The sequence below is a fragment of the Nocardiopsis sp. N85 genome, from assembly GCF_028882275.1.
In the GTDB taxonomy this organism is placed as follows: Bacteria; Actinomycetota; Actinomycetes; order Streptosporangiales; family Streptosporangiaceae; genus Nocardiopsis; species Nocardiopsis lambiniae.
In genome coordinates this window covers 14131-27872 of sequence record NZ_JARBUT010000001.1, presented here as the reverse complement: position 1 = coordinate 27872, position 13742 = coordinate 14131, and the positions used below count along the sequence as shown (strand labels likewise).

Genomic DNA, 13742 nt, shown 5'->3' with positions numbered 1-13742 from the left:
ACTAACGCAGAGTCGTATGAGATCCCGTGTCCGAGCCGGTGTCCCGACCCTCGTCCTCCGCGCCGTCGGACGGACCGGAGAATCTCAGCGCGCCGTCGATTCCGTCGACCACGCGGAAGAAGTCCCGCGTGGACAACCACAGTTTATAGATGATGGCGAGTTCGAAGGCGAGGAGCAAAACACCCGCCACGGCGGTGATCCAGCCGATAAGGGACGGAAGCCCCGCCACCGCCACCGCCACCGGCGCCACCACGAAGACCGCCATCTGGAACTCGATGCCGCCGACCAGGTGCGTACGCACACGGCGCGCGTTGAGCGCCGACCAGAACCGCTGGTACCAGGGGAAGCGGGTGCGGAACTCCTGATGCAGGTCCACCTTGGGCAGGGTCAGGTCCGGCTGCTTGCCGGCCGTGCGCCGGTTGCGGTTCTCCCGTTCGGTCTGGGTGCGCAGTATCCCTTCGAGGACCGCGATGCCGTGCCTCAGCACCGCCTGCTCGCCGCCATCGCTCATGGTCCGGCCACCCGCACCGGTCGCCGCCGCGGTGTCGTCCCCCTCCGGGCCGAGCATCGACAGGGTCGCCCGCGCCCGCTCCAACGCGGCCGCCAGGTGCGAACGCATCTCCCGGCGCACCTTGTACACCTGGAGCGCGTTGAGATAGCGCAGCATGTCCAGGAACACCACGGCCAGCGCCAACCACACGAACCACACCGGGTCGGCGCCCGGGTCGGCCTCCTCGGCCACCACGTACTGGCCGCCCATGAGGGCCACCACCGCGACCAGCACCCGGAACCGGTCGGACACGTAGTCCACCCAGGCGCCGAACACCGTCTCCGTACCGGTCAGCCGGGCCAGCTTGCCGTCCATGCAGTCGACCAGGAAGGACAGGAAGTACAACACCGCGCCGAGCAGCAGGAACTGCCGGTAGCCCAGGGCGAAGCACACGGCCGCGCCCAACCCCAGGAAGAGGGCCACCACCGTCAACTGGTTCGGGGTGATCGACGTCCGGTTGGCGACCGGTCCCACGAGACGGACCGCGATCGGGTCCACGAGATAGACCGTCCACCAGGAGTCGCGCTCCTTGAGCGTACGGGCCTTGACCTCGTCGAGCGTGAATGCAGGCATCGGTGCCGAGACTCCCAACCGACCAATCATGAAGTGCGGTCAACAATAGGTGATCGAACCGGCGGTCGATCCCGAAGCGGATGAACCGAACCGGAATCGCAACCGAACCACGGGACACCACCGCCCCTCGCCCACGGGGTCGTTAGTGTGGAGACGAGAGCGACCGGGCCCGTCCCGGCATCCCGGCACAGAGAGGAATCCCACGTGAGCGACCCGATCCGGCTCGAACCCGGCGACCAGGCCCCCGACTTCACCCTGGAGGACGCCGACGGCAAGCCCGTCACCCTCGGAGAGGTCCTGACGCGGACCGACCAGAGCGTGGTGCTGTACTTCTACCCCGCCGCGATGACCCCCGGCTGCACCACCCAGGCCTGCGACTTCCGCGACAACATCCGCGAGTTCGACTCCGCGGGCTTCACCGTCATCGGCGTGTCCCCCGACACCACCGACAAGCTCGCGAAGTTCCGCGACAAGGAGGGGCTGACCTTCACCCTGGTCGGCGACCCCGACAAGGAGACCCTGCGCGCCTACGGCGCCTTCGGCGAGAAGAAGAACTACGGCCGGCTCGTCCAGGGCGTCATCCGCTCCACGGTCATCGTCGGCGCCGACGGCAAGGTCGTCAAGGCCTTCTACAACGTGAAGGCCACCGGACACGTCGACCGGATCAAGAAGGAACTGGGCGTCTGATCCGCCCACCGGGATCGAGGAGGAGCACCGTCCGAGCCCCCCGGCCCGGCGGACGACGCCCTCCCGATCCCGGTACAGTTGTCCCCACGGGCACGCCCGGGGGCCGTAGTCCAATTGGCAGGAGACGCCAGCTTTAGGTGCTGTACAGTGCGGGTTCGAGTCCCGCCGGCCCCACTCGGCGACGGGGCGATCCTGTTCGGCGGCCCGCGGCCGCCCCACCGGATCGCCTCGCCACCCGGGAGACCACCCCCGAACCCCCGGCCACGAGTGATCCGACCCGCTCGATCCGGCCATCGCGGCGGCCCCGGGGCCCGCGCGCCTCTCCCGCCCTTCGAGGACCGGTCAGCGGCCCAGCAGGGCCCACAGGACGATCGCCAGCAGCACCAGCACGCCCAACGCGACCGCGAGGACGCGGGCGGGCGCGCCCGCGCCGTTCTTCCCGGCGTGTCGACCGGGGTTGGTGAGCCCCAGGGTGTCGGTGGACTCGCGCAGCGAGGCCACGAACGCGCTCATCGCCTCCGGGCTGTTGCGCAACCGGTCGCTGATGTTCTCGGCCAGCATCCGGCCGCCCGCCTTGAAGTGCTCCTTGGCCGACTCGCGCGGCTCCGGCACCGCGGTCGGCTCCTCCCCGTCCTCCTCCGCGGTCCCCTCGGCGGGCTCCCCGCCCTTGCGGGCGTCCTCGCCGCTCCACGGGGCCAGCGCCGCGATGCGCAGCATCTTGGTGGCGTTCTCCGCGGTCAGCCGCTCCCCGGGCTCCACTTTGAGCAGCCCGGCCAGCGCCGGCGCCAACGGGCCGGCCTTACCGGCCATCGCGGGCTCGTCCAACGGCTCCTGGCGCAGGATCTTGATGTAGCCCTTGCGGTCGTAGGGCGGGTACCCCTCCACCGCCGCGTACAGGGTCGCGCCCAGGGACCACAGGTCCGACTCCGGGCCGACCGGACCGGCCTTGGCCCGCTCCGGCGACAGGTACGCGGGGGAACCGACGATCCGGCCGGATTCGCTGAGCGCCGACTCGCCGTTCCAGGCCGCCAGACCGAAGTCGGTGAGCACCACGCGACCGCTCCTGGTGATCATCACGTTGCCCGGCTTGACGTCGCGGTGGACGATGCCCTCGCTGTGCGCGACCTTGAGCGCGTCGATGAGCTGGAGCCCGATCTCGGCCACCCGCTGGTAGGGCAGCGGGCCGCCCACATCGATGATCTCCTCCAGGGTGGAGGCCTCCAGCAGCTCCATGACGATCCACGGTCGCCCGTCCTCGTCCACGACGTCGAGCACCGTGATGAGGCTGGGGTGGCTCAGCCGTCCGGCCACACGGGCCTCGCGGGTGGTCCGCTGGAGCAGGGACTCGCGGTCGGACCGGCTCAGGGACTCGGGCAGACGCAGTTCCTTGACCGCGACCTCACGGTCGATCACCAGGTCGACGGCGCGCCAGATGGTGCCCACGCCGCCCCTGGCGATCTCCGCGAGCAACTGGTAGCGCCCCTTCAGCAGACGCCCCTCAGGCGCGGGGGCGGCCACGGCGGCCTCCTCCGGGCGCGCGGGATCCGGCGCCGGCTCGGGACGCTGCGTGTGGGGGTTGTCTAGGGAGGACACGGTTATCCACGGGTCCATTCACCGGCCATGGTGGCCTCCTGCGGAGCATTGCGGTCGCTGTCACCACGTAGGTGCACGGATCAATCGTTATACCAGCAGGACACGGGCGCCCTACCGGCCGTTGCCATAACACCGACACATAGGTTCGCTTTCGTTATGTCCAACGAGAGCGAACACATGCGCCGATGACCCCTCCTCGACCCGTTCTCGACAAGGAGGGGTCCACGTGCGGATGAGACGCCTCCGCGCGCACATCGGTTCACGGTGGTCCCGGGTTTCACACCCAGAGTTCATCGGGGGTGCGCACCTCGACCGGGCCGACCCCGATGTCGGTGAGCGGAGAACTCAACCGCTCGGCGTCGCCGACGACGATGACCACGGCCTCCTCCGGGCGCAGGTACTCCACCGCGGCCGAGTCCAACGCCTCCTTGGTGAGCCGCTCGTACCCGGCCCGGACCCGGTCGACGTGATCGTCGGGCAGGTCGTGGACGACCATGTCGACCAGCGACCCGGCCATCGCGCGGGCGGTGGAGTAGGACACCGGCAGCCCGATCGTGTTGGACTCGCGGACCGCGATGAGCTCCTCCTCGGTGACCCCCGACTCGCGCAGCTTCGCCACCTGCTCCAGGGAGGAGGTGATGGAGTGGGCGGTGGTGTCCGCCTCGACCTGCGTGGACATGAAGAACACCCCGCTGTCGCGGCGCAGGTCGAACCGCGCGCCGGCACCGTAGGTGTACCCCAGGCGCTCGCGCAGCTCCAGGTTGAGCCGGGAGCCGAACATGCCGCCCAGCACCTCGCCGATGCCCTCGGCACGCGGCAGGTCGACCTGCGAACGCGACGGCGCCCGGTGCGCGATGACCAGGGCCGACTGCACCGAACCGGGGCGGTCCACGATGAGGACGCGGGGCAGGGGCCCGGGCGGCGGGGCCGGTGCGGTGATGACGCGCTCGGGCGTGGGCGCGGTGTCCCCGAACACGGTCTTGCCCAGGTCCATCAGGTCGACCCCGCTCAGGTCGCCGACCACGACGAGGGTGCCGGCGACGGAGGCCAGGGTGTCGGAGTGGAAGGACGCGACGGTCTCGGGGGAGATGTCGGCCAACAGGACCGGGCCGCCGGCCAGCGGCGTGGCGTAACGGCCGGTGAACAGCTGCCCGCCGAGACTGCGCATGGCCAGGGTGCCGGCGGTGGCGGCCTCCAACCAGAAGCGCTCCAGCAGCTGCTCGCGGCGGCGGACGATGTCGTCGGGGTTCAGCGCGGGCCGGCGCACCGCGTCGGCGAAGAGCCGAACGGCCTCGCCCAGACGGCCCACCGGGACGTCGAGGCCGGTGATGAACCCGTCCCAGTTGACCCGGGACACCCATTCGGCCCCGTGCCGTTCCAGCGCGGGCGCCAGGGAGCTGTTGCCGTCGGGGCCGTCCTCCAGCACCTCGCTGGTCAGGGCGCCGACGCCCATGGCGTCGAGCGGTTCCACCGCGCCGCCGTAGGGGTGCACCAGGCGAACGGAGACCAGGTACTGGCCGGGGACGTCGATCGCGACGACCGTGCCGCCGCCGACGGTGATCCGCTGAGGCCGGGGAAAGGTGTAGGACGCCGGAGTACCGAGGTCCGGGCGGTTCTGCGACATGCTCTGCGACTCTTTCTGTGGTTGCTCGGGACTCAGGCGTCGTCGGAGGCGGCGGCCCGGGCCTCGACCTCCGGCGTCTCGGCGGCGTCCTCACCGCGCGGGTCGAATCGGACGACGAGCATGTTCTCGTCGACGAGCAGCCGTTCGGCGGCGGCGCGCACCTCCTCGGCCGTGATGTCCGCCCAACGGGTCGGCCAGGTCAGCGCCAGCTCGGGATCGTCGAACAGCTGGGTGCAGGAGCTGATGGAGTCGGCCAGCCCCGCGGGCCCGGAGATGGATTGCAGGTGGTCCCGCTCCAGGACGGCGCGCGCCCGGTCGAGTTCGTCCTCGGTGACGCCCTCGGCCACCCGGGCGACCTCCGCGAGGATCTCCGCCTCCAGGGTGTCGCCGTCGACGTTCTCGCGGGCGAGCATGTTCACCAGCAGCAGGCTGTCGGTGTACCGGAACGGCAGGACGTCGGCGGCGGCCCCGCCGTCGTCGGCGGCGATCGGCCGGTCCACGACCAGCGACCGGTACAGGCGGCTGCCCTGCCCCTGCCCCAGCACGGCCGAGAGCAGGTGGGCGACGTCGAACCCGCGCTCGCCGTAGGACGGCGCCCGGTAGCACAGGAACACCCCGGCGGCCGGGACGGTCTCGACGACCCGGTCGCGGAGCGGTCCGCCCAGCGGCGCGTACAGGGTGGCGTCGGGGGCCTCGGGGACCTCCCCGCGCGCCGGGATGTGGCCGAAGAACTTCTCCACCCGGTTGCGGACGTCCTCCGGGTCGAGGTCGCTGACCACGGTGATCACGCAGTTGTCCGGGCCGTAGTGGACCTTGTGGAACGACTTGACGTAGTCCAGGTCGGCGGCGTCCAGATCGGCCATGGAGCCGATGGTGGGGTGATGGTAGGGGTGCCCCTCGGGGTAGGCCAGGCGCAGGATGCGCTCCAGCGCGGTCCCGTAGGGCTGGTTGTCGTACCGCTGGCGGCGCTCGTTCTTGACCACGTCGCGCTGGTTGTCCAGCACCTCCTGGGTCATGCCCTCGCGCAGGGTGGCCAGCCGGTCGGCCTCCAACCACAGGATCCGGTCGAGGGCGTGGACGGGCACCGTCTCGTAGTAGTTGGTGCGGTCGCTCGAAGTGGAGGCGTTGATGTCACCGCCCAGCCGCTCGATCTCCTCGAAGTGCTCGCCCTTGGCCACGTTGCCGCTGCCCTGGAACATCAGGTGCTCGAAGAGGTGCGCGAACCCGGTACGGCCGGGCACCTCATGGCGGGAACCGACCCCGTACCACAGGTTCACGGCGGCCACCTGACCGGTGGAGGCGGGCGCGGTCACCAGACGCATCCCGTTCTCCAGCGTGTACTGAACCAACTGTCCCGCCGCTCCGATGCCGGTCACCAGTGCTGCACCCCGATTCACGCGTCGCCTGAAACCACCGTCACCGCATCGCGACGATGACGACTACGACCCTACGGCCTCAGGCCACCGTGTGGACACCCGAACGGGCCGACACGTCGAGCAGTTCGGCTCAGCCGCGGTACTCGGTGGTGTCCATCGAGCGGGCGACCTCGTCGTAGACCGCGCTGTACTGGGAGTCGGCCGACCACACGTACAACAGCACGTCGCTGACCGGCAGGAACCACATGCGCACCTCGAAGGCCTCGTCGTTGGCGCAGGTCACCTGCCACACGGAGTGGTGGGACTTCAGGGTGTCGGCGTGCTCGGTGAAGTCGGAGACCTTCAACTCCGCCCCGGAGACGCCGATACCGCCCGAGGCGGCGGAGTTGAGGCTGCGGCAGCTGCCCGTGTCGGCGGCCCAGCCGTCGTCCTTGGAGTGGGCGTCGCCCTTCTTGGGCCAGTCGTTCGGGTTCTTCTCCGCGGCCTTGGGGGTGAGCTGGATCGACCCGTAGGCACAGGGGTCCTGTCCGGGCGGACTGGCGCACAGGGTGCCGTCCTGGTTCTGCACCGCCCACCCTTCGGGGACGTCGATCGCGACGCCGTCGACCTTCTCGGTGGTGAACCCCTCCGGACCGGGCGGCTCCACACCGGGCACCACACCGTCGGCCCCCATCCGAAGGCCGGCGTCGTCGCCCTCGTCCTCGGGCTCCCCGGCGCAGGCCGTCAGCAGCAGGAGGGAGGCGGCCGCGATCGCCGCTCCCGTGGCGCGCGCACCGCGTGCCCGATGACCTCGCCCGTGGATGCCCGCCATGCCTCGTCCCTCTCGACCGTGCGTCCCGATGGTCAGAACACAGTCGACCTTAGCGCCACCGGAAGGGAGCCCCGACAACCCGGTCCGCACGGGTACGAGCCGCACGTTCCCGACATCGTCCACAGGCGGCCCGCGACACCCGACCCGGTCGGCCCCCGGCGACTACCCTGGGGCCATGGTGGACCTCGCGAAGATCACGCAACCCTTGTCCCTCGACCGGTTCGGGCCCCGCCGGACCGGTCCCCTCGTACTGGAACTGGACCTGACCGAGGGGGTCGCCGACGAGGCCCCCGGGGACCCCATCGGTCAACTCTTCAACCGTCGCCGACAGCACTACCTCGACGTGGTGGAGGGGATCCGCCGCGGCGCCCGCGACCCCGAGGTCGCCGCCCTCCTGGTCCGGGTCGACACCCGGTCCCTGGGCTTCGCCAAGATCCAGGAACTGCGCACGTGCGTCGCCGACTTCCGATCCACCGGACGACCGGCCGTGGCCTGGGCCGATTCCTTCGGTGAGACGGGCGACGGAAACCTGCCCTACTACCTGGCGTGCGCGTTCTCCGAGATCGTCATGGCCCCCACGGGGCTGTTGGGGCTGACCGGCCTCATGATCAAGAGCACCTTCGTCAAGGGCGCCCTGGACCGGCTCGGCCTGGACTACGAGGTCGGCAAACGGCACGAGTACAAGAACGCGCTCAACGGGGTCACCGAGACCGGGTTCACCGACGCCCACCGCGAGGCCACCGACCGGATCGTCACCTCCCTCGGCGACCAGATCGTCGAGGGGATCGCCGAGGCCCGCACCCTCTCGGAGGAGCGGGTGCGCGCCCTCGTCTCCCAAGGGCCGTTCCTCGCCGCGGAGGCCCTCGAACACGGACTGGTGGACCGGCTGGCCTACCGCGACGAGATCTACTCCGACCTGCTGGCACGGGCCCGGGGGGACGCCGACACCGAACCGCGCCTCCAGTTCGTCACCCGCTACCACCGGAAGCACACACCGGCACAGCGCCCGCGCCCGGTCGGCGCCGCCGACCACATCGCGCTGATCACCGCCACCGGGACCATCAGCCTGGGCCGCACCCGGCGCTCTCCGCTGGGCGGCGGCACGGTCATGGGTTCGGACACGGTGGCGGCGGCGTTCCGGGCCGCCCGCCGCGACCCGCACGTCAAGGCCGTGGTGTTCCGGGTGGACAGCCGGGGCGGTTCCCCCACCGCGTCCGACGCGATCCGCCGCGAGTCCCAGTTGACCCGCGAGGCCGGCATCCCGGTGGTGACGACGATGGGCGACTTCGCCGGTTCCGGCGGCTACTACGTGACACTGGGGTCGGACGCGATCGTGGCCCAGCCGGGCACCCTGACCGGATCGATCGGCGTCATCGTCGGCAAACCGGTCCTGGGACCGCTGCTGGAGCGGTACGGCATCACCAGCGAAACGGTGGGCACCGGCGAGCACGCCGGGATGTTCGGTTCCGACCGGGCCTTCACCGAGTCGGAGTGGGAGAGGGTCAACGCGCTGCTGGACCAGGTCTACGACGACTTCACCGCCAAGGTCGGCGCCGCCCGGAACATGACCCGCGACCAGGTCCACGAGGTGGCCCGGGGGCGTGTGTGGACCGGCCGGGACGCCCGCGAACGCGGACTGGTGGACGCCCTGGGCGGGCTGGAGACGGCGGTGCGCATCGCCCGGGAGAAGGTCGGCGGCCGGGCCCTGCCGCTGCGCCCCTTCCCCCGTCAGCACCCGCTGGACCGACTGCGCCAGCACGAGTCCAGCGAGGACCCGGCGGCCGCCCAGCCGCAGAGTTCGCTGAGCGCCTGGGGGCCGCTGCGGCACGTCGCCGCCGTCCTGGGACTGCCCGAGGGGGGCCCGCTCACCATGCCCGACCCCGGTCGCCTCCGGTAGGGCGCGGTCCGCGGCCCCGCCCGCCGTGGGAGGGACGCCGTCGACAGCGGGTCGCACCCGGGACGGGAGGGCGCCGCGGGCCCTCCGAAGACGACGGGAGCGCGCGCCCGGGTGACACGCCCCGGGATCGGGTGTGCGGGATGATCGACGTCGGCGGCCGCGATGGCCGCCGACACCGAACGAGGGGACGACGAGGTGGACGACCCGGTGGCGACCGGACCGTACCTGGAGGCGATGGGGGCACTGCCCGCCGGGGTCACGGTGGTGACCGTCGCCGACGGCAGGGACGACATCGGGGCGACGGTGAGCGCCTTCGGGTCGGTCTCCGCCGACCCGCCCGTGATCTCGGTGAGCGTGGGCTCCGAGGGGTACATGGCCGAGGTGATCGAGGAGGTCGGCGCGTTCGCGGTGAGCGTGCTCGGCGGCGACCAACTGGCGTTGGCGGGCCGCTTCTCCGCCGAGGGCCGGCCCAGCGCCCGGCTGCTGGTGTCGGGCCAGGCGCACCACCGGGGCGCCCGCACCCGGGCGATCGTACTGGACGAGGCGCTGGCGGCGTTCGAGTGCGCGGTGCGCCGACAGGTGGTGGTCGGCGACCACACCGTCTTCTTCGCCGAGGTCGTCTCCCTGCCCGGCACGACGGGCACCGGGGCGGCCCTGGTCCGCCGGGCGGGCCGGTACCGCACCGTCGACTGACCCGGAGCGCACGACCGCGCCCGACCCCGTGAGGGGCCGGGCGCGGTCGTGCGCGGAACGGGACTCCGAGAGGCCCCGGTCGACGCCTGTTCTTCGCATGGTCCTCCGCGCCCTCGGGCGTCGCCCCCGGGGTTCCGAAGGCCCGGAGCGAACGTCCGAGGAACGAGGACGTGAGCGCGGGGCCGAAGGCCCCCGTTCCCGGACCCGCCGGGCACGGACCGAAGCGGAGCCCGGGGGCGAAGGAACACGGAGGTTCACGAGAACACGGCCTAAACCAGGCCCTCCACCTCCAGCCACTCCCGGGCGACGTCGGCCGCCTCCTCCTTGTCGACGATGACCCGCTCGTTGAGCGTGGTCAGCGCCTCGGTGGTCAGGGCCGCCGAGACGGCGTTCAGCACGGCGCGGGCGTCCTCGTCCACCTGGTCGGCGTTGATGAGCGGGGTGATGTTCTGGGCGCCGAACAGGTTCTCCGGGTCCTCCAGGACGACGAAGCCCTCCACCGCGATCTGCGGGTCGGTGGTGAACAGGTTCGCGGCCTGGATGTCGTCGTCCAGCAGCGCCTGCGGGATCAGCGCCGGTTCCAGGGCGCGGAACCCGCCGAACTCCACGCCGTAGGCGTCGGCGAGGCCGGGAACGCCCTGCGGCCGCGTCTCGAACTCGGGCGGCGCGCCCAGGGTGAGGTCGTCGGCCACCTCCGCCAGGTCGGCGATGGTGCCCAGCCCGTACTCCTCCGCGGTCTCCGGGGTCACCGTCACCGAGTCCTTGTTCTCGGCGTCGGAGGACTCCAGGATCTCCAGGCCTTCGGGGAGCGCCTCGGTGATCGCGGCGTTGGTCTCCTCCGAGGTGCCCAAGGGCGCCTCGTTGTCCAGGTAGGCCAGGATGCCGCCGTTGTACTCGGGGAACACCGACAGGCGGCCCGATTCGATCTGGGAGTAGTACACCTCGCGGCTGCCGATGTTGAGCCGGTACTCCACCTCGAAGTCCTCGGCGGCCAGGGCGCGCCCGTAGATCTCGGCGAGCAGCGTGCTCTCGGGGAAGTCGGCCGAGCCCACGACGATGGCGCCGGAGCCGCCGCCTCCCGCGGCGTCGCCCCCGTCCTCCTCCTCGAAGGGGTCGCTGCCGCCGCAGGCGCTCAGCAGGAGCACCAGGGGGAGCCCGGCGAGGGCGATCCGTGTCTTCATCGTTCGCAACCTTCTCTCTCATCGGCCCGCCGGCGGCGGGCCCCTCAACGCGCGGGCGCGGCCTCCGCGCGCAACCCGGGTGCGACGAGCACGCGTCGCAACCCGGCGAACACCAGGGTGGTGGCCACCGCGAGCAGCACCACCAGGGCGGAACCGCCCAGGATCATGGACAGGTCCTGACGGGCCTGACCGTCGACGATGTAACGGCCCAGACCGCCGACACCGACGTAGGCGGCGATGGTCGCGGTCGCCACGACCTGGACGGCGGCGGTGCGCATCCCGATGAGGATGAGCGGCATCGCCACCGGCACCTCCAGGCGCAGCAGGACCTCCCGACCGCGCATGCCCATGCCGGCGGCGGCGTCGCGCAGCCCCGGCTCGACGGAGCGCACCCCCTCGTGGGTGTTGACCAGGATCGGCGGCACGGCCAGGGCGACCAGTGCGGTGATCACCGGCACCAGGCCGATCCCCGCGGCCAGCACGATGAGGAACAGCACACCGATGGTCGGCAGGGCGCGGGCGAGGTTGGCCAGGCTCGCGGTGAGGAAACCGCCCACCCCGGTGTGCCCGGTGAGCAGGCCGATCGGCACGGCGATGAGCGCCGACAGCACCAGGGCCAGCAGCGAGTAGTACACGTGCTCGCCCAACCGGGCGGGGATGCCCGCGGGCCCGGCCCATTGGGCGGGGTCGTTGAACCAGGCGACGAGTCCGTCGAGGATCTCCACGGTCATCCCTTCCCGGGCGGTGCGCCCGCCGTCGACCCGATCGTCTCCGCGCCCGTCGGCGCCGCGGCGGCGGCCCGCCGGAGGGCGCGCCCGGTGCGCGGTCGCCGGTCCCGTCGCGCCCACGGGGTGAGCAGGCGTTGGGCCAGCACCAGGAGGGCGTCGGTGACCAGGGCGAGCGCCACCACGAGGACGATGCCGACGATGATGGGCGCGTCGAACTGGCGGCGGAACCCGTCGCTGAGGATGAGCCGGCCCAGTCCGCCCAGGCCCACGAGGGAGGCGACGCTGACCATGCTGATGGTGGCCACCGACGCCACCCGCAGCCCGGCGATGATGATCGGCAGCGCCACCGGCGTCTCCACCGAGATCAGGCGTCGCAGCGGCCCGAACCCCATGGCCACCGCCGCCTGGCGCACGTGGTCGGGGACCTGGCGCAGCCCGTCGACCACGTTGGGCAGCAGGATGACCAGGGTGTACAGGGCCAGCGGGACGATCGCCGTCCAGTCGCTGAACCCGGTGTAGGGCAGCATCAGGAAGAACAGGGCGATGGAGGGGACGGCGTAGAGCACGTTCACCCCGGTCAACAGCGGCGGGTACAGGATCCTCCAGCGCACGCACGCCAGCCCCAGCGGGATCGCCAGGGCCAGGCCGATGGCGATGGAGGAGTAGGCCAACCGGATGTGCTCCAGCAGGCGCGGCAGGACGCCCCGGTCGGGCTCGCCGGGGTGGCTCCAGTTGGCCACGGCCCAGCCCAGCACGCCCTCGGCCCAGTCCAGCGTCGTGCTCATGACGTCGTTCAATCGGTCACCGACCACAGTGCGGTGCCGAGGTCGTCCTGACCGACCACGCCGATGACGCACCCGTCCTCGTCCACTCCGACGGCGCGACCGGCGGGCGAGAGCACGGCGGCGTCCAGAGCGGCGCGCAGGGAGTCGGTCTCCACCGAGAAGGTGTGCCCGTAGGGGACGGTCTCCATCTCGCCGAGTCGGATCCCGGTGGGCGAGTCCCGAAGGGCGCGGGCGGCGATCCAGCCCAGAGGGGCGCGGGCCGCGTCGATGACGAGGATCCAGGGGTGTCCCTCGGCGATGTGCAGCACGTCCTCGACCTTGAGGTCGTCGCCGCAGACGACGTCCTCGCGCAGGGACAGGCTCCGGGCGGGGAAGAACGACAGCCGGCGTACGCCCCGGTCGTGACCGACGAAGGATTCGACGAAGGCGTCGGCGGGCTCGGTGAGCAGCCGTTCGGGGGTGTCGTACTGGGCGAGCTCGCCGCCGGGCCGAAAGACCGCGATGCGGTCGCCCAGGCGCACGGCCTCGTCGATGTCGTGGGTGACGAACACGATGGTCTTGCGCAGTTCCCGCTGGAGGCGCAGGAGTTCGTCCTGGAGACCGGTGCGCACGACGGGGTCGACGGCGCTGAAGGGTTCGTCCATGAGCAGGATCGGCGGATCGGCGGCCAGGGCGCGGGCGACCCCGACGCGTTGTTGTTGGCCGCCGGAGAGCTGGTGGGGCCAGCGTCGGCCCATGGAGGGTTCGAGGCCGACGAGTTCCATGAGTTCGGCGGCCCGGGCGCGGGCGGTCCTCTTGCGGACCCCGAGGAGCAGCGGCACGGTCGCGATGTTGTCCAGCACGGTGCGGTGGGGGAACAGTCCGGCCTGCTGGATGACGTAGCCGATGCCGCGGCGCAGCAGGGCGGGGTCGCGGTCGCGGATGTCGACACCGTCGACGCGCACGATGCCCCGGGTCGGTTCGACCATGCGGTTGATCATCCGCAGGGAGGTGGTCTTGCCGCTGCCGGAGGGCCCGACGAAGACGGTGGTACGGCCCGTCTCCACGGTCAGGTCCAGGTCGGCGACGGCCACGGTCCCGTCGGGGTAGTGCTTGGCGGCGCCCTCGAAGGTGATCATCGTCGTCTCCAGTCCGGGGCGGGGTGATGGCGGTACGGATGCGAGCCCTGACGGGAGGGGGGACCCCGGGGGCGGACCGTTCGCACGGTACCCCTGTTCGAGTCCGCCAAACGGGAGTGGCGCGCA

At 71.6% G+C, this 13742-nt stretch carries 12 protein-coding genes and 1 tRNA gene; 4 read left to right on the top strand and 9 right to left on the bottom strand.

Annotated features, from left to right (window positions below):
- Position 1 precedes the first annotated feature (1 nt).
- Positions 2-1123 carry a CDP-alcohol phosphatidyltransferase family protein gene (locus tag PWG71_RS00120; RefSeq protein ID WP_274807370.1) on the bottom strand — a complete coding sequence of 374 codons (1122 nt, stop codon included), beginning with the start codon at positions 1121-1123 and terminating at the stop codon, positions 2-4.
- Between the two features lie 204 nt (positions 1124-1327).
- Here PWG71_RS00120 and bcp point away from each other — a divergent pair, with 204 nt between their 5' ends.
- Both bcp and PWG71_RS00110 read left to right on the top strand, forming a co-directional pair.
- Positions 1328-1810 carry a thioredoxin-dependent thiol peroxidase gene (gene bcp, locus PWG71_RS00115; RefSeq protein WP_274807369.1) on the top strand — a complete coding sequence of 161 codons (483 nt, stop codon included), beginning with the start codon at positions 1328-1330 and terminating at the stop codon, positions 1808-1810.
- 99 nt (positions 1811-1909) lie between these two features.
- Positions 1910-1984 (top strand) — tRNA-Leu (locus tag PWG71_RS00110).
- A gap of 168 nt (positions 1985-2152) precedes the next feature.
- On the opposite strand, the gene PWG71_RS00105 is transcribed toward PWG71_RS00110, so the two are convergent.
- The 4 genes from PWG71_RS00105 to PWG71_RS00090 all read right to left on the bottom strand — a co-directional run bounded on the left by PWG71_RS00105 (position 2153) and on the right by PWG71_RS00090 (position 7214).
- On the bottom strand, positions 2153-3421 hold the full coding sequence (locus tag PWG71_RS00105) for a serine/threonine-protein kinase (RefSeq protein ID WP_446724952.1): 1269 nt from the start codon (positions 3419-3421) through the stop codon (positions 2153-2155).
- A 259-nt stretch (positions 3422-3680) separates the two neighbouring features.
- Positions 3681-5027 carry a M16 family metallopeptidase gene (locus tag PWG71_RS00100; RefSeq protein ID WP_274807367.1) on the bottom strand — a complete coding sequence of 449 codons (1347 nt, stop codon included), beginning with the start codon at positions 5025-5027 and terminating at the stop codon, positions 3681-3683.
- A gap of 32 nt (positions 5028-5059) precedes the next feature.
- Entirely contained in the window at positions 5060-6403 is a 1344-nt protein-coding gene (locus tag PWG71_RS00095) for a M16 family metallopeptidase (protein ID WP_274807366.1), read from the bottom strand.
- Positions 6404-6533: 130 nt separating this feature from the next.
- Positions 6534-7214, bottom strand: a complete 681-nt coding sequence (locus PWG71_RS00090) for a hypothetical protein (protein ID WP_274807365.1) — start codon at positions 7212-7214, stop codon at positions 6534-6536.
- A 175-nt stretch (positions 7215-7389) separates the two neighbouring features.
- Here PWG71_RS00090 and sppA point away from each other — a divergent pair, with 175 nt between their 5' ends.
- Entirely contained in the window at positions 7390-9111 is a 1722-nt protein-coding gene (gene sppA, locus PWG71_RS00085; RefSeq protein ID WP_274807364.1) for a signal peptide peptidase SppA, read from the top strand.
- 162 nt (positions 9112-9273) lie between these two features.
- Complete coding sequence (locus tag PWG71_RS00080; protein WP_274807363.1) at positions 9274-9804, top strand: flavin reductase family protein; 531 nt, start codon at positions 9274-9276, stop codon at positions 9802-9804.
- A gap of 269 nt (positions 9805-10073) precedes the next feature.
- Here PWG71_RS00080 and PWG71_RS00075 read toward each other — a convergent pair whose 3' ends face one another.
- The 4 genes from PWG71_RS00075 to PWG71_RS00060 are packed head-to-tail and all read right to left on the bottom strand — an operon-like array spanning position 10074 to position 13616.
- Entirely contained in the window at positions 10074-10985 is a 912-nt protein-coding gene (locus PWG71_RS00075) for an ABC transporter substrate-binding protein (protein ID WP_274807362.1), read from the bottom strand.
- Positions 10986-11029: 44 nt separating this feature from the next.
- A complete protein-coding gene (locus tag PWG71_RS00070) occupies positions 11030-11710 on the bottom strand; it encodes an ABC transporter permease (RefSeq protein ID WP_274808087.1) in 681 nt (226 codons plus the stop codon).
- Positions 11711-11712: 2 nt separating this feature from the next.
- Positions 11713-12498, bottom strand: a complete 786-nt coding sequence (locus PWG71_RS00065; RefSeq protein WP_274807361.1) for an ABC transporter permease — start codon at positions 12496-12498, stop codon at positions 11713-11715.
- Between the two features lie 8 nt (positions 12499-12506).
- A complete protein-coding gene (locus tag PWG71_RS00060) occupies positions 12507-13616 on the bottom strand; it encodes an ABC transporter ATP-binding protein (RefSeq protein WP_274807360.1) in 1110 nt (369 codons plus the stop codon).
- Positions 13617-13742 lie beyond the last annotated feature (126 nt).

Excerpts from the sequence above, each read along its gene's own strand:
- PWG71_RS00075 (WP_274807362.1), bottom strand. The coding sequence starts at position 10,985 with ATGAAGACACGGATCGCCCTCGCCGGGCTCCCCCTGGTGCTCCTGCTG.
- PWG71_RS00080 (WP_274807363.1), top strand. The coding sequence starts at position 9,274 with ATGGCCGCCGACACCGAACGAGGGGACGACGAGGTGGACGACCCGGTG.
- PWG71_RS00090 (WP_274807365.1), bottom strand. The coding sequence starts at position 7,214 with ATGGCGGGCATCCACGGGCGAGGTCATCGGGCACGCGGTGCGCGCGCC.
- PWG71_RS00065 (WP_274807361.1), bottom strand. The coding sequence starts at position 12,498 with ATGAGCACGACGCTGGACTGGGCCGAGGGCGTGCTGGGCTGGGCCGTG.
- PWG71_RS00060 (WP_274807360.1), bottom strand. The coding sequence starts at position 13,616 with ATGATCACCTTCGAGGGCGCCGCCAAGCACTACCCCGACGGGACCGTG.
- PWG71_RS00105 (WP_446724952.1), bottom strand. The coding sequence starts at position 3,421 with ATGGACCCGTGGATAACCGTGTCCTCCCTAGACAACCCCCACACGCAG.
- PWG71_RS00100 (WP_274807367.1), bottom strand. The coding sequence starts at position 5,027 with ATGTCGCAGAACCGCCCGGACCTCGGTACTCCGGCGTCCTACACCTTT.
- PWG71_RS00120 (WP_274807370.1), bottom strand. The coding sequence starts at position 1,123 with ATGCCTGCATTCACGCTCGACGAGGTCAAGGCCCGTACGCTCAAGGAG.
- sppA (WP_274807364.1), top strand. The coding sequence starts at position 7,390 with ATGGTGGACCTCGCGAAGATCACGCAACCCTTGTCCCTCGACCGGTTC.